The following is an 18,730-nucleotide window of genomic DNA, read 5'->3' as shown; positions in this document are numbered from 1 at the left end:
CCACGACGGGCCCCATGGCCCAGGTCTGGCCGCCAGAACTCGGCCTGCGCCTCTTCATCGCCCTTGCCGTCAGCCTCGTCCTCCTCTGGCTCGCGCAGCGCTGCGTTCGCGCGCCTCCAGGGCAACTTCGCACAGGAGCTCTGACCCATGCCCGCCACTGTCATCGCAAGCGTCAACGACGTCTCGAAGCGCTTCCTGCTGCACAAGGACAAGTCGTTCAAGGAGCGCATCGTCAACTTCGGCGCGTCGCGCAAGCATCGCGACGACTTCTGGGCCCTGCGCGACATCGACCTCGACATCGAGTCGGGCAGCACCGTTGGCCTCGTCGGTCACAACGGTTCCGGAAAGTCCACCCTGCTCAAGGTCATCGGTGGGATCATCCAGCCGTCGTCGGGTTCCGTTTATCGTCGTGGGCGGATGGCGGCCCTGCTCGAACTGGGTGCGGGGTTCCATCCCGACCTCACGGGTCGCGACAACGTCTACCTGAACGCGGCGATCCTGGGACTGACACGCAAAGAGACGGATCGATACTTCGATGCGATCGTCGACTTCTCCGGTATCGCGAGCTTCATCGACACGCAGGTCAAGTTCTACAGCTCGGGCATGTACGTGCGGCTCGCTTTCGCCGTAGCCGTCCATGTTGACCCCGATCTGCTCCTCGTCGACGAAGTCTTGGCCGTCGGCGACGAACCGTTCCAGCGCAAGTGCATGGAGAAGATCGCAGAGTTCCAGAACGAGGGACGCACGATCATCTTGGTCAGCCATTCGGCTGAGCAGGTCGGCTCCCTGTGCGACCGTGTGGTCGTGCTCGATGGAGGCAGGGTGCAGCACGACGGAGATCCGGGCGAGGGTATCCGCATCCTGCGCGATGGCTATGAGGGCGAGCGCCGTGCTCTGCTGCAGAACCCCGACGGTACCCGGCGCAGGCTCGCATACGAGATCGGCTCGTTCGACGTCGAGACCGATATGCGCGGCGACACGGCCCACCTGACCGCCCGCCTCGGCGTCGACATCAACGAGCCGACGCAGGACTGGGGCGTCGGGTTCTCGATCGAGACGCCGCTCGGCATGCGTCTTTACAACATGACGACGTTCGAGGGCCCGGCTCTTCCGAACACCCCGGGGCGGCACGAACTCGTTTTCGAGATCCCGGATGTGCGTCTCGGCCCGGGCAAGTACCTCATCAACATCGGACTCGGCAACAAAGCGGGAAAGAACTTCGATCTTGCCACCCCCGCGGGCACATTCGATATCCCGGGAAATGACTACGGCAACGGGGTTCTGCGCTTGACCCCGTCGGTGACGGCCGACGTCACGGTGCATACCGGCAGCTGAGCCCCAGCCACAAGAAAACGCGGCCGCCCTCCTGGGACGGCCGCGTTTCTCCTTCGTGTCAGGAGGCCGGACCGCCTGTCGTCGCCTCGGCACTCCGCCGCGACTCGTGGTGCAGCTTGCGCTTGTGTTCCAGCGAGCCCGCCTTGATGGCGCCGTGGTCGTCGAGATCGACCAGAGTGGATGCGCGATAGCTGTTCCACTTCTTCAGGTGGTACATCGGGTTCACGACCAACCAGAACAATTTGCGCTGCGGACTGTAAGCCCGGTCGCGCACAATTCGCAGCGCATCGCCGAGGGTGCCGTGCAAGGCATACCTCACGACGGCTAAACGACTGATCGTGGGGATGTCATGCCCGTTCTGGCGCAGGCCGACAGTCTCGTCGAAAATGCGGTGACCGTACTCCTGGAGGGTGAGGTCATTGGAGTGGTCGACCGCGCCGCGGGGCGCGTACGCCTTCACGTAGCCCTCGTCGATCACGTCCCGCCCGAACAGTTGGTCCTCCGCGTAGCGCACGTCGCGATACGGGATGACGTTCAGCAGGAAATCGCGACGTACAGCCGAGTTCACGTCGGAGTAGTACGACATGGCGTCCAGCACAGCGGGCTTCTTAGCCAGCGCGGGAGTGCGGTAGAAGAGCGTAGTGCCATAATCGGGCCCGAGATTCCGGAACATACCGTGGATCTCGTAACGCTGCAGAGGAAAGGCCTTCGGCCGAGCGACTTGCTTGCCGAGAACCGCCACCACCTGGGGAAAGCGCTCGAACGGTTCGAGCAACTCACTCAGCCAGTGCTTGGTGCTCGGCACCGCATCATGCGTCAGGAAGGCGACGAATTCGCCGTTGGCGAGCTGTGCCGCCAGGTTCCTGGTGCGACCGTGGCCGAATTCGTCGTTCGGGATGCTGTGAAGCCGCACATCCGGATACCGTCTGACGATATCGAGGGTCTTGTCGGTCGAGCCGGAATCGATCACGAGCACCTCGAACTCGCCGTCGATCTCCTGCTTCTGCAGCTTGCGCAGAATGCTGTCGATGTACTTCTCGCCGTTGTAGGTGAGGATGGCAACGGTCGCCACGGGCGAATCAGGCACCGGTCTCTTCTTTCATCTCTTCGAATGTCTTGCGGATGCCGTCGTCGAGCGACGTCAACGGCTGGTCACCGAACTCCGTCCGGTAACGGCTCGTGTCGAGCACGACCTTGTCGACGAATGTCGGCGGAGTCGGGCGTTCCTCGATGTCGAAATCAATGCCGGTGACCCGCCGCAACGAGTCGAGCACCCCCGCAACCGAGTGCCCGGCGCCGCTGCCGAGGTTATAGAGGTCATAGACCGTCTGGCGACCGACCATCGGAACGATCATGTCGACGAGGTCTTCGACGTACACGTAGTCGCGCACCATCGAACCGTCTCCGAAACGCATGACCGGCTTGCCCGAAAGGATCTGCCGAAGCGCGATCGGGATGAGTCCCTGCTTCTTGTTGGGGTGCTGGCGCGTGCCGTATGGGTTCGAGATGCGGAAGATCGTCGAGTCCACCCCGTGCGTCGCCTTGAAGTAGCCGAGGTATCGCTCGATCGCGAGCTTGCCGATGGCGTACGGCGAGATGGGCAACGTCCTGTCGTCCTCCGAGTACTCCCCTTTTCCTTGCTGGCCGTAGATGGCTCCACCGGTGGACGCGAAGTAGACGTGCTTCACCCCCGCGGCGGCACAGGACTCGAGAAGTTCGACGGACTGCGCGAGATTGGTTCGGATATCGAGCGTCGGGTCGGATTCCGCGGTCGCCGGCGTCGTCGTCGAAAGGAAGTGGAAGACATGGTCCTGGCCTTGGACGGCACTGTCGATGTCGGAACGGCTGAGGAATTCGCCGACTCGGACCTCCGCGTCCGGGGAGTGGAAGGTGGGGCGTCGGGAGCTGTACCGGTCGAACGCGCGCACCTCATGGCCCGCAGCCGACAGTCCGTCGACGAGGTGGGAGCCGATGAAACCGTTCGCCCCGATGACGACTGCCTTAGCCACGCATCGCCCTCTCGAACGCGGCCACGAACTGGTCGCCCGAGTCCTTCCAGTCGATCGTCGACACCGACTCCGACATGGCGACCGACCGCTCGGGGGCATCCTCACGGTCCACGACCTCGACCAGGCGACGAGCGATAGCCCGCGGCGACACCGGGACGTATTCGATGAATGGGTTGTCGGACACCATCCGGTTGTTGGGACCGTCGTTGACGACCGGGGCCACACCGCTCGACAGGAGCTCCAGCGGCAGCAGTGACATATTCGACAGGGACATGACGAGGCCTGCGGCGCAGCGGTTGTAGACGCTGTTCAACTCGGAGATCTCGAGGCTCGCCAGGTTGTTGTGCTCGAAGGGGATGTTCCAATTCGAGACATCCCATCCCGCCAGGTTGATCGTGATGTCGGGCTTCTCCTTGGCGAACTTCGGCGAGAGAGAGCAGGCCCAGCTCGAAGGCGCGTCGCGGGGTCACCGGGCGGGCGTAGAAGAAGATCTCGCTGCGGCGGCCCGAATTGGTCACGTGGTAGCGCGATTTATCGACCGCGAAGTCGAAGTGATCGGTGGTCATGCCGTACTCGGAGCTGAGCTTGTGCGAAAGCCACCCGCCGGCCGTGATGCCGTGGAAGCCGAACTTGTAGGTGTTCTCGGCGAGCAACGACTCGCTGCCGAGGGGTAGAAGGATGATTCGAAGTCCTGCACGAAATAGAACCTACGCGCGAGGCTGCTGTCGAGGTAGGCAGGGTACGCCGTCTCCCAGCCGGTGGCGAAGAGCGCCTGTGTCTCGCGGTGCACGCCGGTATCGCGGTTGAACATGCGGATGTCTGCGTCGAGGTGCGGGTACGCATCCGTCGACGAGAGCATCGCCCTCACCTCGGGGATGCTCACCTGGCCCTCACTCGACGTGTACAGGTAGATCGTGCAGCGGTGGCCCGCCCGCTCGGCGAATTCGATGAATCGGAAGAGGTTCTGGTGTCCGCCGGATTCCTTGCCCGGAGGCGACATGATCCACGAGATGTCGACCGGCCCCTCCTTGACGACGATGGGGTCGGCGAGCTGTGGTGCAGGAACGGTCCAGTCGACCGCTTCGGCATCGGCGGAGGCGACGAGCATCATCGGCGTGTTGACGGTGAGGCGTGTGTGCGCTTTGCGGAGCACTCGAGCGCTCAGCGCCCTGGGGCCCTCATCTCTCAGGATGCGGAACGGACGCAACGTGAGCCTCGCCGTCTTGGCGAAAAGAGCACGGGGGCCCTGCTCGCGGAGCACTCTGTATCCTCTGCCGAACGCGCTCAATCGTCTCCCCTACTCAATGACTGGCAGCCCGGCGGCCGTGAGCCGGACAGCGTGTAAGTCTAGCAATCGCGCCTTGTGCGTTCGCCGAGGGTCGATCTGTAACAGCGGGCGACGGCCGTTCGGCACCATATGCTTGTGTGCGATGTCTCCCACCTCCCTCGAGTCTGTCGCGGTCGCCACGGTCGCATACAACTCGAGTTCGCACCTCGGCCCTTTTCTCTCATCCCTGCGTGAGGGAGAGGACGCGAGTCTCACAGTGATCGTCGCCGACAACGGTTCACGCGACATCGAGCAGACGCGGGAGTTCACCCGGGAGTACGGGGCGCAGCTCCTCGAACTCGACCAGAACCTCGGCTACGGCGGCGCGGTGAACGCGGCCGTGCGGGCCATGCCGGAACGCATCCGATACGTGCTGGTATCGAATCCCGACGTCCTGATCGAGCCCGGTGCCGTGACCGCGCTCGTGCGCGCCCTCGAGCGGCTCCCCGAGGCGGGCGCTGTCGGCCCCCGGGTGCTGAACGAAGACGGCACCGTGTATCCGTCTGCCCGCAAGCTGCCTTCGCTGCGGACGGGTGTCGGGCACGCCCTGTTCGGCGGCCTCTGGCCTTCGAACCCGTGGACCCGGTCCTACCGCGAAGATCAGGAAGGATCCGAGCGCGAGCGCGAGGTCGGCTGGCTCTCCGGATCTTTCGTGATGGTCTCCGCGAAGCTTTCGACGACCTCGGTGGGTTCGATGAGGGCTTCTTCATGTACTTCGAGGATGTGGATCTCGGGTACAGGCTCGGCAAGCACGGCTACCGGTCGGTGTACGTGCCGAGCGCCGAGGTCGTGCACACGGGCGCCCACTCGACGACCACCGAATCAGCCCGCATGATCCAGGTGCATCACGACAGCGCCTACCGGTATCTCAGCAAGAAGTACTCTGGGGCCGCTCTGGCGCCGCTGCGCTGGGTGCTCCGAGTCGGGCTGGATGTGCGTTCCCGCTACCTCATCGCCAAGAGCCGGCGCTCCCGGTAGTTCACGCGTCGGCGGCCAGCAGCACCATCAGATAGGTTCCGTACCCGCTCTTCACCAGCGGCTTTGCGAGCTTCTCCAGCTGGGCATCGTCGATCCAGCCCGCACGCCAGGCGATCTCCTCGATGCAGCCCACCTTGAAGCCCTGACGGTCCTCGATCACGCGAACGTACTCGGATGCCTGCATCATGGACTCGAATGTGCCGGTGTCGAGCCACGCCGTGCCCCGATCGAGTACCTGAACCTGAAGCTTGCCGTCGTTGAGGTAGCGCTCGTTGACCGTCGAGATCTCGAGCTCACCCCGCGCGCTCGGCTCGATGGTCTTCGCCAGCTCGACGATCGAGTTGTCGTAGAAGTAGAGACCCGGCACCGCATAGTTGCTCTTCGGTCGAGTCGGCTTCTCTTCGATGGAGAGCGCCTTGAAATCGTCGTCGAACTCGACCACGCCGTAGGCGGTCGGGTTGCTGACGTGGTACGCGAAGATGAGGGCGCCGTCGATGTCGTTGTGGTCGCGCAGCGAAGACCCGAGACCCGCCCCGTGGAAGATGTTGTCGCCGAGAACCAGGGCCACCGACTCGTCGCCGATGAACTCCTCGCCGATGATGAACGCCTGAGCAAGACCGTCGGGCGACGGCTGGACCGCGTACTCGAGACGGATGCCGAGACTCGATCCGTCACCGAGGAGCGCCTGGAACTGCTCGTTGTACTCCGGGGTCGTGATGATGAGGATCTCCCGGATGCCCGCCATCATCAGCGTCGACAGGGGGTAGTAGATCATCGGCTTGTCATAGATCGGCATCAACTGCTTGGAGATGCCTTTGGTGATCGGCCAGAGCCGGGTGCCGGAGCCGCCGGCCAGAATGATTCCGCGCATGCGGTTACTTACCTCCGTTGTCGAGGGTGGCATAGAACGCGCGAGCGGCATCCCAGGTCGGCAGGAGCCCAGCGGCGGCCGCTTCGGCCAGACCGGGGGCGTCGGTGTCCTTCGGCGACAGCAGCAGGTCGCCCGCCTCGGCGGGGAAGACCAGCGCGATCTCCTCGTCGAGCGGGTTGATCCCGTGCTCGGCGGTCGGGTTGTAGACGTCGGACACGAGGTAGCTGACGGTCGCATTCTCGGTCAGCGCGACGAAGCAGTGCCCCAGACCTTCGGCGACGTAGATGGCCCGACGGTCCTTGTCGTCGAGGAGCACGCTGTCCCACTTGCCGTACGTCGGCGATCCGACACGGATGTCGATGACGAAGTCGAGCACGGCCCCGTACGGCGCGGTCACGTACTTCGCCTGGCTCGGCGGGATGTCCGCGAAGTGGATGCCGCGAACGGACCCGCGCTTCGAGACCGAGGTGTTGCCCTGCCGGAGACTCAGGCTGTGCCCGACGGTCTCCTCCAGTCGGTCGAAGCGGTACCACTCCAGAAACAGGCCACGGTCGTCCGCGTGCTGCTTGGGAGTGATCTCGTATGCGTCGGGGATTGCGAGTTCACGAATTTGCACCCACGGAGTCTACCAATCAGGTGCCGACGGTAGACTCTGACGCGTTTGTCGACAGAAAGCACCCATCACCATGAAGATTCTCGTCACCGGCGGCGCCGGTTTCATCGGCTCCAATTTCGTCCGTCGCACGCTCCAGGATGCTTACCACGGCCTGGAGGGCGCCGAGGTCGTCGTGCTCGACGCGCTGACCTACTCGGGCAACCTGGAGAACCTGGCGCCCGTCGCCGACTCCCCCGTTACACGTTCATCAAGGGCGACATCCGCAACGGCGGCCTGCTCGACGAGCTCTTCCCGTCGGTGGATGCGGTCGTGCACTTCGCCGCCGAGTCTCACGTCGACCGCTCCGTGCGCGACGCGTCGATCTTCGTCGAGACCAACGTGCTCGGAACGCAGCAGCTGCTCGACGCGGCGCTGCGCAACAACCTCAAGCGCTTCGTGCACGTCTCCACCGACGAGGTCTACGGCTCCATCGCCGAGGGCTCGTGGGCCGAGGACCGGCCGCTCGAGCCGAACTCGCCGTACTCGGCGTCGAAGGCAGGAAGCGATCTGCTCGCCCGCAGCTACTTCCGCACCCACGGCTTGAACGTGTCCATCACGCGCTGCTCGAACAACTACGGCCCGTACCACTTCCCGGAGAAGGTCATCCCGCTGTTCGTCACGAACCTGATCGATGACAAGCACGTGCCGCTCTACGGCGAGGGCAACAACATCCGCGACTGGCTGCACGTCGACGACCACACCCGCGGCATCGCGATGGTGCTGGTCAACGGCCGGGCCGGCGAGATCTACAACATCGGCGGCGGCACCGAGCTGACCAACAAGGAGCTCACCCAGCTCCTGCTGGACGCCACCGGCAAGGACTGGTCTTACGTGGACCGCGTCGCCGACCGTCTCGGCCACGACCTCCGCTACTCGGTCGACATCTCGAAGATCCGGTCGGAGCTCGGCTACGAACCGCTCGTTCCGTTCGAGCAGGGTCTCGCCGACGTCGTGCAGTGGTACCGCGACAACCGCTCCTGGTGGGAGCCGCTGAAGGCTCGCGCGGCACTGGACAACTGACGTGACGCGTTACCTGATCACCGGCGCGTCCGGGATGCTCGGAGCCGATCTGCAGCGAGCGCTCGCCGGTCGTGATGTCACCGCGCTCGGCCGCGCCGACCTCGACGTCACCGATCTCGACGCCGTCCGCGCCGCCGTCGCCGGCCACGACGCCGTCATCAACGCAGCCGCGTACACGAAGGTCGACGACGCCGAGACGCACGAAGAACAGGCGTACGCCGTCAACGCCACCGGTCCTCAGAACCTCGCCATCGCCGCGGCGGAGAACGGCGCCAAGCTGGTGACGATCTCGACCGACTATGTCTTCGACGGCGCGGCGACCTCTCCGTACGAGGAGAACGCGCCGCGCGACCCGATCAACGCGTACGGACGCACCAAGGCGGCGGGCGAGGAGCTCGCTCTTGCCGCGCATCCCGAAGGCACATACATCGTGCGAACGGCGTGGCTGTACGGCGCGGGCGGCCCCAACTTCGCCAAGACGATGGTTCGTCTCGCGGGCTCCCACGACACGGTGGGCGTCGTCGCCGACCAGCTCGGCCAGCCGACCTGGAGCGGAGATCTGGCCGTACGCATCGTGGCTCTGCTCGACGCGGACGCCCCGGCCGGCATCTATCACGGCACGAATTCGGGCGAAGCGACCTGGTACGAGTTCGCCAAAGCCGTGTTCAGCGAGGCCGGTTTGAACCCTGATAGGGTCACACCCACCGACAGTGCACAGTTCGTGCGACCCGCTGCTCGCCCGTCATACTCTGTGCTCGGCCACACTGCGTGGCAGGCCGTCGGGCTCCCGCCGATGCGGGAGTGGAAGGAAGCATTGGCCGACGCCTCACGTCATGGAGTCTTGGAAGCAGAATGACAACCCTCAGAGTGGTCGTTGATGAGCTCATCGTCGACGGCTCCTCGGGATCCCGGCGTTATGCCGAAGAGCTGGCTCGGCAGATCATCGCGACAGCACCGGCAGGGACCGAGGTCGAAGGGATCGTGTCCAACCTCCCGCAGGAGGCCATCGACGAGCTCAGCGCACGCCTGCCGGGCATCGCGCGACTCACCAAGCTTCCGCTCGCCCGACGCGAACTGACCGTGGCCTGGCAGTCGGGGCTCGCCGTTCCGGGAGCGAGCGGCATGATCCACGCGCCGACGCTTTTCGCCCCGCTCCGCAAGCACGACCGCGGCGAGGGCGACCAGACGACGGTGACGATCCACGATGTGCTGCCGTGGACGCATCCGGAGTCGCTCCCGTCGGGAAGCGTGATGTGGCACAAGGCGATGGCCAAGCGCGCCCGCAAGTTCGCAGATGCCGTCGTGGTCCCCACGCACGCCGTGGCAGACCGACTGGCCGAGTTCGTCGACCTGGGCGACCGCATCCGCGTCATCGGCGGTGCACCCGCGAGCACGCTGAGGCTGCCGGCCGACGCCGACGAGCGCGCTGAGCGCCTCGGCCTGCCCGCGCAGTACGCGTTCACGTTGGGGTCGATCATGCCGCGCAAGGGTATCGCTCCACTCATCCGTGCGGTCGCGAGGCCGGAGGCACTCGGCATTCCGCTTCTCATAGCCGGGCCGGATCGCTATGGCGACGGATCGGCGACGGGCGTCGCAGCCGCGGCCGGCCTCCCCGAAGACCGCGTGCGCGCCCTCGGTCAGCTCGACGACGACGATCTCGCCGTCGCGCTCGACCGCGCAACCGTCTTCGTGTTCCCCAGTGTCGCGGAGGGCTTCGGCCTGCCCATCGTCGAGGCCTTCAAATTCGGCACCCCGGTCATCCACTCGGACGATCCCGCACTGGTCGAGGTCGCGGCCGGCGCAAGCCTGATCGTCGAGCGCCCCCGGTCTCGCCGACCCAGGAAGACGAAGACGCGTACTCGGAGCGTCTCGCCGCGGCCATCGGACGTGTCCTCACCGATGACGCCCTCCGCACCCGGCTGGCGGTGCTCGCCGCCGACCGTGCGCGTGCCTTCAGCTGGCGGGACTCCGCCGAGCGTGTCTGGCAGCTGCACGCCGACCTCTGAGCAGGCCGTTCAAGCGTTCCACGACCAGGCCGCTCAGCCGGCGTCGACGGATGCGCGACTCGGCCGCTCGACGGAGGTCGATGCCTCCTCGGGCTGCTCCGACCGGCCGAACGACGCGCGATAGCGCTCAGAGGCCCAGGAGCCGATCGCGCGCGACCAGCCGTGGCTGCGCTTCTCGACGAGCCACGTGAATCCGACGGCGACGAGGAGTGCCACCGGGATCGCGAACAGCAGCGGCACGTACCAGACTGCACCGGCGAACAGGTAGGTGCTGAAGATGATGATCGGCACGTGCACCAGATACAGGCTGAACGAGATCGTGCCCGCGAACTGCAGCGGCTTCGACTCGAACAGCGCCCGGAGCGGAGCCCAGCCGATGGCGGCCACGACGATCGCGGCAGCACCGAGAGGCGCAAGACCCTTGAGGGCGAAGGTCAGCTCCTTCATGTCGGCGATGTCAGGTCCGAACAGCCAGGGCGCGATCATCAGCATCGCGCCGCCGAACGCCATCACGAACCAGAACAGGTGGCGGACCTTGCGCGTGTTCATCCGATCGGCGAAGTTGCGCACGGCATCCAGTCGCACGGCCAGCACGGCGCCGACGAAGAACGCGGGCAGATAGCTCAGGGCGCCTGCATCGGTGCGCACGCCCAGCCAGGTGAGCACGACTGCGCCCGCCAGGCCGCCGAGCCACCATTTGCGCATCGCCAGGGCGGCGATCACGAACACGGGAAGAGCCAGCGAGAAGATCAGCTCCCAGCGCAGCGACCAGAGCGGGTTGTTGATCTGGCCGTCACCGCCGAGCAGATCCCAGGCCTTGACGATGTACTCCCAGCCGAAGTTCGGCGTCGACGAGTCACTCAGCCAGGTGCCCTTGGCCTGCGTGCTGATCTGCGGGATCGCCATCACGAAGACCGCTGCGAGAATCACGGATGCGACGACCGGCACCATGAGTCGCACGACGCGACGCGGGAAGTAGGCGATCCAGTCGAACCCGGCCCTGCGCACGACGGGCAGAGTGACCACCAGCCCGCTCAGCACGAAGAAGATGATCACGGACTCCCAGCCGGCCGTGGCGAGCTTCAGCGGCGTGTAGCTGATCCACCACATCGGCGTTCCGACCTGGACGTTTCCTGCGCCGGGAGTTCCCGGGAAAAGAGGGTTCGTGTAGAGGGAGTGATGGGCGAGGACGATCAGCGCAGCTAGCCCGCGCACACCATCCAGAGCGGCGAGCCGCCCACCTGATTTCGCATTCATCTTCACACCAGTACTCGACATAGGCGTAAGACGGTACCCCTGGATACTGTGGAGACTCTGTGCCTCGAATAGGGGTCAGGTGTGTACGACGCGGGCGGCAATGCAGGGCGGAACGCCCGCGGAACGCCCGCGGAACGGCTATTTCGCGGACGTCGGCGACGGGGTCGCGGGAGCCACCGCATCCTGAACCAGCTGGTGGATCTGGGTGTAGTCCGGATGCGCCGGATCGATGGTCGGCGGCACCAGTTCCAGCTGCTTCACCGGCAGTTTGCGCGTCTTCATGCCGAGGTCGACGAAATACCCGAGCATCGACTGCGGGATGTCCGTCTTCACGACCTGAGTGCCCGCCGCGGCGATCCCCTGGAACTTCGAGACGACGTTGACCGGGTTGACCTGCTTGAGGATCGCATCCTGAAGCTGACGTTGACGCGCCATGCGGTCGTAGTCGCTCGTGCCGTGGCGGGACCGCGCGAACCATTGCGCGTAGTAGCCGTTGAGGTGCTGTTTGCCGGGCTGGATCCAGTCGATGACCCCGTTGAGGTTCTCGTCGCCGCCGATCGGCAGCTTGTCCTTCACCGTGACGTCGACTCCGCCGAGCGCGTCGACCAGGTCGGCGAAGCCCTGCATGTCGATGAGCACGTAGTACTGGATCTTGAGGCCGGTCGCTCCCTCGAGTGCATCCCGCATCGATTCGATGCCCGGATCGCTGTTCTGCTGCTTCGCGTCGGGATACAGCGCGGACTTGTAGACGGTCGCCTCGGTATAGATCGAGTTGAGCTGGCACACGTCGACGTCGCACCGGCCCTTGTACCCGTAGCCGTTCGGGTAGAGCGCGTACATCGGCGAGTCGGTCGAGAACGGCACGGGGTCGAGGTCACGCGGCAGACCGATCGTGACCGCCTGACCCGTGTTCGCGTCGATGCTCACCACGGACATGGAGTCGGGGCGGAGTCCCTCGCGATCCGGTCCCGCATCGCCGCCGAGCAGCATGATGTTGTAGCGGCCGTCGATCGGCGCCTGCGACGGGCCCGCCGAGAAGATGTCGCCCAACGCGCCACGGGCCGAACCCGCGACGACCGAGCCGTACCCTGCCGTGCAGGTCAGCCCCACCATGATCAGAACCGCGAAGGCTGCGATCCATCCCCGGGCGTTCGACTTCGTCCTCACGAGTCGCACGAGCCGCAGGGTATCGAGAGTGAGCACAACCCAGAGCACCGCGTAGAGCACGAGTGCGATCTGAACCACCCACAGGCTCACCGCCTGCGTGAAGAGGGTGTAGATCACGGTCGGCCAGATCAGGTAGACGACCAACGCGACGAGGACGAGCAGCCACAGCAGCAGGGTGGCGAAGATGCCCACCCGGCCCAGCCTCCGGTCGCCCGCCACGACCTGCGCCGAGCCCGGCAGCAGCACGTTGAGGCCGACGAGCCACCATCCCCGCTTCGTCATCGTGTGCGCGGATGCTGTGTCCGGAAAACGGATCGGGCTGGCAATACTCATAGTCGGTCTTTGAGCGCCTGGTTCTTCTGCTCGACAGCGGCTTCGAGGTCGCTGGCGTACTTGTCGAGGGCTGCTGCCAGCTGCTCGTCCGCGGTGGCGAGGATGCGCACAGCGAGGAGCCCGGCGTTCTTGGCCCCGCCGATCGACACGGTGGCGACGGGGATCCCGCCCGGCATCTGCACGATGGAGAGCAGCGAGTCCAGACCGTCGAGTCGGGCGAGCGGCACGGGTACGCCGACGACCGGGAGAGTCGTGACCGCCGCGAGCATGCCCGGCAGGTGCGCGGCCCCGCCGGCACCGGCGATGATCACGCGGATTCCGCGACCGGCGGCTTTGCGCCCGAACTCGATCATCTTGTCGGGCGTGCGGTGCGCGGAAACCACTTCTACCTCATGGGCGACGCCGAACTCGGTCAAGACCTGCGACGCATCCTGCATCACCGACCAGTCCGAGTCCGACCCCATGTAGATCGCGACGCGGGGTTCTCGGACGTGACGGGCATGGCGTCAATGCTAGGGCGCAGCTCGCGCGCAACCGTGCTGCGCCACGCACGCCGGCCCTAGTCGATGAAGAAAGAAGCCGCCCCGCGCGCGTTGTACACGACGTCGTCGAGGTCGTCCCCGCAGACCGTGACGTGGCCCACCTTGCGGCCGGGGCGCGGCTCCTTGCCGTAGCCGTGCAGCTTGGCCGAGGGATGCGCGGCGAGCGCCGCCGGGTACCTGTCCTGCAGCGTGCCCTCGGCCGGCCCACCCAGGATGTTGACCATCACCGCCCACTCGTCGCGGACATCCGGTGCCCCGAGGGGCAGGTCGAGTACGGCTCGCAGGTGCTGTTCGAACTGGCTGGTGACGGCGCCCTCGATGGACCAGTGCCCGCTGTTGTGCGGTCGCATGGCCAGCTCGTTGACGAGCACGCGGCCGTCGGTCGTCTCGAACATCTCCACGGCGAGAACACCCGTGACACCGAGCTCGGTCGCGATCGTGCGGGCGATCTCGGCGGCCAGCTCCACCACCCGTTCGGCCGACTGCGGGGCCGGCGCGATGACCTCAGCGCACACGCCGTCGCGCTGGATGGTCTCCACGACGGGCCAGACCGCTGTCTCCCCCGACGGTCGGCGTGCGATCAGCTGGGCGAGCTCGCGCTGGAAGGAGACGAGCTCCTCGACCAGCAGGGCTCCGCCGCGGCCGTCTTCGGCGAGCGCGAGGAACCAGTCGTCGGCTCCGGATGCTTCGGTCACCACGCGCACGCCCTTGCCGTCGTAGCCGCCGCGAGCCGTCTTCACCACCGCGCGACCGCCGTGGTCGTCGAGGAAGGCGCCGAGCTCGTCGGCAGACTCGACCGCCGCCCAGTCGGGCACGGGAACCCCGAGCTCGCTGAGCTTGGCCCGCATCTGGAGCTTGTCCTGGGCGTAGAGCAGCGCATCGGGCCCCGGATGCACGGGGATGCCGCGCGAGACGAGCTCGCGCAAGATCGCGGGCGGCACATGCTCATGGTCGAACGTGATGACGTCGACGGTCTCGGCGAACGCCAGCACCGTGTCGAGATCGCGGTAGTCGCCGACCCCGCTCGCGGCGATCTCGGCGCTCATCCCCTCGGCCTCTTCGAGCACGCGGATGTCGATGCCGAGCTCGATCGCCGGAGGGATCATCATCCTGGCCAGCTGCCCGCCGCCGATCACGCCCACCGTGTTCTTAGTCATCGACCGTCTTCTCCTCGATATCCTTCAGGCTGGGGAGGGGGAACTCCCAGATTGCGAACCGCATTCTCGCGTACGCTCGCTGTGCACTCCCTATCTTCGCGCATTCGATTCGGTTGGAAGCATGGCCCTGGATTCAAGTCCCGTCCGACGCTCGCGACTCCTGCCGCAGCTCGTGAAATTCGGCGCCGTCGGCGCTGTGGGATTCGTCGTGAACCTCGTCGTGTTCAACGGCCTGATGCTCACGGTCTTCAGCGGAGTGCACCACGGGACCATCTACGCCACGGTGATCGCGACCGTCGTCGCCATCGGCACGAACTGGGTGGGCAATCGATACTGGGCGTTCGCGGCCCAGCGTCAGAGCAACACGGCGCGCGAGGGCGTTGAATTCTTCATCGTCAGCCTGGCGGGGATGGGCATCCCGCTCTTCTGCGTCTGGATCTCCCACTACGTGCTCGGCTTCACCTCGCTGCTCGCGGACAATATCGCCAACAATGTGATCGGCCTCGTTCTGGGCACGCTGTTCCGGTTCGCGTTCTACCGGTGGTGGGTGTTCTCACCGAAGCGGGCCGCGCGCCGCGAGGCGAACGTACCGGCAGCGCGCCCGAACGCGGCGACGGTCACGACGACCCTGCCGACCTCGCTATCGGGAACCCCAGACCGTGGTCTCATCGGAGACTGACTCGCTCTGCTGACGTCGCACCGCGACGACCGTCTGCGAGTGCTCCATCAGATCGTTGAGCGCGCGCTGCACAGTGTCGGCCTTGGGAACGTCTTTGAGCACGACCGGGCGCTCCAGCCCCGAGTTGATGCGCACATCCCCCGACCTGAAGGCGCTCTGCAGCCAGTTGCGCTTGAGCGTCACGTCGTACCCGCGGCTGTGCAACAGCTCCTGCCGAACGCGAACGAAGAATCCGTGCCTCAGGATGATTCGGCGCGTCGTGATCGTGTACCGCTTGCTGAGCCAGAACGCGAGCGGGAGGAGGAACAACAGCAGCACGAGTGCCGCCGCCGCAGACCAGAGCAGCACGATCTCCCACACCTCGTCGAATTGCCCGGCGAAATAGCCCAGGGCGCCACAGGTGGCGATCAGCACGATGCTCGGCCAGAACAAGACGCGAGCGTTCGGGCGCAGACGCGCCACGATTCTCTCGGGAGGCTGGGCGGGAGCTCCCTCAGGCGTGTTGCTCATGCCCTATTAATACCGCAGGTGCGTGACGTCGCCGGCCGCGACAGCCGTGATGCCCGCATCCGTCCGCACCAGGAGGCGGCCCTGCTCGTCGATGCCCGTCGCGGTTCCGAGCAGATTCTGCGCCCCCGGCAACTCGACGCGGACCGAACGGCCGATCGTGTCGCATCCCTCGAGGACGGAATCGAGGAGTGTGCTCTCGACGGGATCGCCGCCCGCGGTGAGGAACTCGCGGTAGAGGGTGCTGAAGGCGGTCAGGTAGGCCGAGAGGACCGCATCCGGGTCCAGGTCGCCGGATGCGCCGGCAAGGGTCAGCGACGTGGATGTGTCGGTGGGCAGCTCGTCTCGACCGAGGCTCAGGTTGAGTCCGGCGCCGATGACCACGCCGGACAGATCGGGGAGCAACTCGGCGAGCGTGCCGCTCACCTTCGCGCCGTCGATCAGCACGTCGTTCGGCCACTTCACCGCGACCGGCGCAGACACGAACGTCGAGACCGCACGGCTCATCGCGAGACCGGCGAGCAACGGGAACCAGCCGAAGCTCTCGACGGACAGGCCGGTCGGCTTCAGCAGGATGGAGATCGCGAGCGCTTTGCCGGGAGGCGACACCCACACGCGCCCGAGCCTTCCCCGGCCGCCGGTCTGGTTCGCGGTCACGATGACGGACAGATCGGGCAGCCCTGATGCACGCGCCACCAGCACGTCGTTGGTCGACCCTGCCTCCTCCAGGTATTCGAGGACGGGGACGACGGCGCGACTACGACGGAACTCCATTGCCTCAGTCTGCCAGCGGGCGGGCTGGTTTTTGTAGGGAATCCTCAACGGCACGGCCCATCCGCTGGCCGGTAGAGTGAAACGCGTGACCGACACTGAACCGCGACAGAGCGCCCCTGCGCCCTCGGCCCCTGATCTGCACACGACCGCCGGCAAGCTGGCCGACCTCAAGGAGCGGTTCCACGAGGCCGTGACCGCGAGCGGCCAGGCAGCGATCGAGAAGCAGCACGCCAAGGGCAAGCTCACCGCCCGCGAGCGCATCGACCTGCTCCTCGACCAGGGATCCTTCGTCGAGTTCGACGAGTTCGTGCGCCACCGCACCCACGCCTTCGGCATGGAGAGCAAGCGCCCTTACGGCGACGCGGTCGTCACCGGCGTCGGCACGATCCACGGCCGCAACGTGGCGGTGTACAGCCAGGACTTCACCATCTTCGGCGGCTCGCTCGGCGAGGTCGCCGGCGAGAAGATCATCAAGGTCATGGACCACGCCCTCAAGACCGGCGTGCCGATCATCGGCATCCTCGACTCGGGCGGCGCGCGCATCCAGGAGGGTGTGGTCGCGCTCGGCAAATACGGCGAGATTTTCCGGCGCAACACAGCAGCATCCGGCGTCATCCCCCAGCTCTCTATCGTCATGGGCCCGGCCGCAGGTGGCGCGGTCTACTCCCCCGCCCTCACCGACTTCGTCATCATGGTCGACAAGTCGAGCCAGATGTTCGTGACCGGACCGGACGTCATCAAGACCGTCACCGGTGAAGACGTCGGCATGGAGGAGCTCGGCGGCGCGCTCACCCACAACAAGATCTCCGGCGTCTCGCACTACCTCGCCAGCGACGAAGAGGATGCGCTCGACTACGCTCGCACGCTGCTCTCGTACCTGCCGCAGAACAACCTCGCCGAGCTCCCCGTCTACGCGACCGAGCCCGAGCTCGAGACGACGGATGCGGACCGCAAGCTCAACACGATCATCCCGGACTCGCCCAACCAGCCCTACGACGTGAAGTCGATCATCGAGGGCATCGTCGACGACGGCGAGTTCCTCGAGGTCCAACCGCTGTTCGCCCCGAACATCGTGATCGGATTCGCCCGCGTCGAGGGACGCTCCGTCGGCATCGTGGCCAACCAGCCCAACGCCATGGCCGGAACGCTCAACATCGACGCCGGCGAGAAGGCCTCGCGGTTCGTGCGCTTCTGCGACGCGTTCAGCATCCCGATCCTCACCCTCGTCGACGTTCCCGGGTACCTGCCCGGAACCGACCAGGAGTGGACGGGCGTCATCCGCCGCGGCGCGAAACTCCTCTACGCATACGCCGAGGCCACCGTTCCGCTCGTAACGATCATCACGCGCAAGGCGTACGGCGGCGCGTACATCGTCATGGGCTCGAAGCAGCTCGGCGCCGACATCAACCTCGCCTGGCCCACCGCCGAGATCGCGGTCATGGGCGGGCAGGGTGCGGTGAACATCCTGTACCGCGGCGAGATCAAGCGCGCTGAAGAGGCGGGCGAAGACGTCGCAGCCGTGCGCACCAAGCTCGCGAACGAGTACACGTACAACGTGGCCAGCCCCTTCCTGGCCGCCGAGCGCGGTGAGCTCGACGGAGTCATCGAGCCTGCCGCAACCCGCGTGTCCGTCGTGAAGGCGCTGCGCGCGCTGCGGACCAAGCGTTCGTCGATGCCGCCGAAGAAGCACGGGAACATCCCCCTGTGAGCGAGCAGCCGGAGCTGTCGGCCGAGCAGATCCAGTTCGTCACGCGTGGCGTGACGCCGGAGGAGATCGCCGCGGTGACTGCTGTGCTCACGGCGGCGGCTGCGGAGCAGCAGGCGGCAGCTGCGGAGCAGCAGGCGTCGGAGGGTGTGGACGGGTGGTCGCGGACCCAGCGAGCGTTGCGCGAGCCCGTGCATCCTGAAGCCGGATCCTGGCGTTCGTTCTCGGGCTGAACCGCGGTCTCAGGGGTGGGTCGTTCGCCTAGCGGATTGTCCGCGTTGTACCCCGATTGAGTGACCCCCGTTGGCGGGGTAGCCTGCAATTCGCGGCAGTACGGGGCGGACTTCTGGAAATTGTCCCCCACGTGTCCTCCAAAATGACGACTTTGCAATTTCTTGCCCCGACGCC

The 18,730-nt window shown here is 65.9% G+C and carries 20 protein-coding genes and 1 pseudogene; 9 read left to right on the top strand and 12 right to left on the bottom strand.

Translation table 11 applies throughout. The features are described 5' to 3' along the window. The first annotated feature begins 147 nt into the window (after positions 1-147). Complete coding sequence (locus ACQ86A_RS06360) at positions 148-1,335, top strand: ABC transporter ATP-binding protein (RefSeq protein ID WP_431279732.1); 1,188 nt, start codon at positions 148-150, stop codon at positions 1,333-1,335. Positions 1,336-1,393: 58 nt separating this feature from the next. Here ACQ86A_RS06360 and ACQ86A_RS06355 read toward each other — a convergent pair whose 3' ends face one another. From ACQ86A_RS06355 to ACQ86A_RS06340, 4 genes are all read right to left on the bottom strand, one after another. After that, complete coding sequence (locus ACQ86A_RS06355) at positions 1,394-2,422, bottom strand: glycosyltransferase family A protein (RefSeq protein WP_431279731.1); 1,029 nt, start codon at positions 2,420-2,422, stop codon at positions 1,394-1,396. After that, positions 2,415-3,344: an NAD-dependent epimerase/dehydratase family protein gene (locus ACQ86A_RS06350; RefSeq protein ID WP_431279730.1), complete on the bottom strand. Its 930-nt coding sequence runs from the start codon at positions 3,342-3,344 to the stop codon at positions 2,415-2,417. The genes ACQ86A_RS06355 and ACQ86A_RS06350 overlap by 8 nt, the downstream gene beginning before the upstream one ends. Beyond that, positions 3,337-3,702 carry a hypothetical protein gene (locus ACQ86A_RS06345; RefSeq protein WP_431280389.1) on the bottom strand — a complete coding sequence of 122 codons (366 nt, stop codon included), beginning with the start codon at positions 3,700-3,702 and terminating at the stop codon, positions 3,337-3,339. Before ACQ86A_RS06345 ends, ACQ86A_RS06350 begins: the two co-directional genes overlap by 8 nt. A gap of 204 nt (positions 3,703-3,906) precedes the next feature. Further along, the gene (locus ACQ86A_RS06340; RefSeq protein WP_431279729.1) at positions 3,907-4,605 is read right to left on the bottom strand and encodes a hypothetical protein; all 699 of its coding nucleotides are present in this window, start codon (positions 4,603-4,605) and stop codon (positions 3,907-3,909) included. Between the two features lie 169 nt (positions 4,606-4,774). On the opposite strand from ACQ86A_RS06340, the gene ACQ86A_RS06335 reads away from it, so the two are divergent. Then, a complete protein-coding gene (locus tag ACQ86A_RS06335) occupies positions 4,775-5,506 on the top strand; it encodes a glycosyltransferase (RefSeq protein WP_431279728.1) in 732 nt (243 codons plus the stop codon). Continuing rightward, positions 5,503-5,649 carry a hypothetical protein gene (locus tag ACQ86A_RS06330; RefSeq protein ID WP_431279727.1) on the top strand — a complete coding sequence of 49 codons (147 nt, stop codon included), beginning with the start codon at positions 5,503-5,505 and terminating at the stop codon, positions 5,647-5,649. Before ACQ86A_RS06335 ends, ACQ86A_RS06330 begins: the two co-directional genes overlap by 4 nt. A 1-nt stretch (position 5,650) precedes the next feature. Here the strand turns inward: ACQ86A_RS06330 and rfbA are convergent, their stop codons facing one another. Further along, complete coding sequence (gene rfbA, locus ACQ86A_RS06325) at positions 5,651-6,520, bottom strand: glucose-1-phosphate thymidylyltransferase RfbA (RefSeq protein WP_431279726.1); 870 nt, start codon at positions 6,518-6,520, stop codon at positions 5,651-5,653. A 4-nt stretch (positions 6,521-6,524) separates the two neighbouring features. After that, positions 6,525-7,136 (bottom strand): dTDP-4-dehydrorhamnose 3,5-epimerase family protein, encoded by a 612-nt coding sequence (locus tag ACQ86A_RS06320; RefSeq protein ID WP_431279725.1) that lies wholly within the window; start codon positions 7,134-7,136, stop codon positions 6,525-6,527. Positions 7,137-7,206: 70 nt separating this feature from the next. Between ACQ86A_RS06320 and rfbB the strand changes: the two are divergent. The 3 genes and pseudogenes from rfbB (at position 7,207) to ACQ86A_RS06305 (ending at position 10,325) form a co-directional block, all read left to right on the top strand. Further along, positions 7,207-8,195: pseudogene (gene rfbB, locus ACQ86A_RS06315) on the top strand (dTDP-glucose 4,6-dehydratase). 1 nt (position 8,196) lies between these two features. Continuing rightward, on the top strand, positions 8,197-9,051 hold the full coding sequence (rfbD, locus tag ACQ86A_RS06310; RefSeq protein ID WP_431279724.1) for a dTDP-4-dehydrorhamnose reductase: 855 nt from the start codon (positions 8,197-8,199) through the stop codon (positions 9,049-9,051). After that, positions 9,048-10,325 carry a glycosyltransferase gene (locus tag ACQ86A_RS06305; RefSeq protein WP_431279723.1) on the top strand — a complete coding sequence of 426 codons (1,278 nt, stop codon included), beginning with the start codon at positions 9,048-9,050 and terminating at the stop codon, positions 10,323-10,325. Before rfbD ends, ACQ86A_RS06305 begins: the two co-directional genes overlap by 4 nt. Here ACQ86A_RS06305 and ACQ86A_RS06300 read toward each other — a convergent pair. The 4 genes from ACQ86A_RS06300 to ACQ86A_RS06285 all read right to left on the bottom strand — a co-directional run bounded on the left by ACQ86A_RS06300 (position 10,235) and on the right by ACQ86A_RS06285 (position 14,657). Further along, positions 10,235-11,458: an acyltransferase family protein gene (locus tag ACQ86A_RS06300; protein WP_431279722.1), complete on the bottom strand. Its 1,224-nt coding sequence runs from the start codon at positions 11,456-11,458 to the stop codon at positions 10,235-10,237. The two genes, ACQ86A_RS06305 and ACQ86A_RS06300, sit on opposite strands and share 91 nt — an antisense overlap. Positions 11,459-11,596: 138 nt before the next feature. After that, positions 11,597-12,958: an LCP family protein gene (locus ACQ86A_RS06295; protein ID WP_431279721.1), complete on the bottom strand. Its 1,362-nt coding sequence runs from the start codon at positions 12,956-12,958 to the stop codon at positions 11,597-11,599. Continuing rightward, on the bottom strand, positions 12,955-13,422 hold the full coding sequence (gene purE, locus ACQ86A_RS06290) for a 5-(carboxyamino)imidazole ribonucleotide mutase (RefSeq protein WP_431279720.1): 468 nt from the start codon (positions 13,420-13,422) through the stop codon (positions 12,955-12,957). The genes ACQ86A_RS06295 and purE overlap by 4 nt, the downstream gene beginning before the upstream one ends. 95 nt (positions 13,423-13,517) lie before the next feature. Next, the gene (locus ACQ86A_RS06285; protein WP_431279719.1) at positions 13,518-14,657 is read right to left on the bottom strand and encodes a 5-(carboxyamino)imidazole ribonucleotide synthase; all 1,140 of its coding nucleotides are present in this window, start codon (positions 14,655-14,657) and stop codon (positions 13,518-13,520) included. 121 nt (positions 14,658-14,778) lie between these two features. Here ACQ86A_RS06285 and ACQ86A_RS06280 point away from each other — a divergent pair, with 121 nt between their 5' ends. Further along, the gene (locus ACQ86A_RS06280; protein WP_431279718.1) at positions 14,779-15,336 is read left to right on the top strand and encodes a GtrA family protein; all 558 of its coding nucleotides are present in this window, start codon (positions 14,779-14,781) and stop codon (positions 15,334-15,336) included. On the opposite strand, the gene ACQ86A_RS06275 is transcribed toward ACQ86A_RS06280, so the two are convergent. Both ACQ86A_RS06275 and ACQ86A_RS06270 read right to left on the bottom strand, forming a co-directional pair. Beyond that, positions 15,298-15,846: a PH domain-containing protein gene (locus ACQ86A_RS06275; RefSeq protein WP_431279717.1), complete on the bottom strand. Its 549-nt coding sequence runs from the start codon at positions 15,844-15,846 to the stop codon at positions 15,298-15,300. The genes ACQ86A_RS06280 and ACQ86A_RS06275 overlap by 39 nt on opposite strands. A gap of 6 nt (positions 15,847-15,852) precedes the next feature. Beyond that, positions 15,853-16,617 (bottom strand): biotin--[acetyl-CoA-carboxylase] ligase, encoded by a 765-nt coding sequence (locus ACQ86A_RS06270; protein ID WP_431279716.1) that lies wholly within the window; start codon positions 16,615-16,617, stop codon positions 15,853-15,855. 76 nt (positions 16,618-16,693) lie between these two features. Here ACQ86A_RS06270 and ACQ86A_RS06265 point away from each other — a divergent pair, with 76 nt between their 5' ends. Together ACQ86A_RS06265 and ACQ86A_RS06260 are read left to right on the top strand one after the other, a co-directional pair. Beyond that, entirely contained in the window at positions 16,694-18,325 is a 1,632-nt protein-coding gene (locus ACQ86A_RS06265; RefSeq protein WP_431279715.1) for an acyl-CoA carboxylase subunit beta, read from the top strand. After that, the gene (locus tag ACQ86A_RS06260; protein ID WP_431279714.1) at positions 18,322-18,555 is read left to right on the top strand and encodes an acyl-CoA carboxylase epsilon subunit; all 234 of its coding nucleotides are present in this window, start codon (positions 18,322-18,324) and stop codon (positions 18,553-18,555) included. Before ACQ86A_RS06265 ends, ACQ86A_RS06260 begins: the two co-directional genes overlap by 4 nt. The last annotated feature ends 175 nt before the right edge of the window (positions 18,556-18,730 follow it).

Origin of the sequence: Leifsonia poae, assembly GCF_050632195.1 — a bacterium.
GTDB lineage: Bacteria > Actinomycetota > Actinomycetes > Actinomycetales > Microbacteriaceae > Leifsonia > Leifsonia poae_C.
This window is presented reverse-complemented; position numbering and strand designations above follow the sequence as displayed.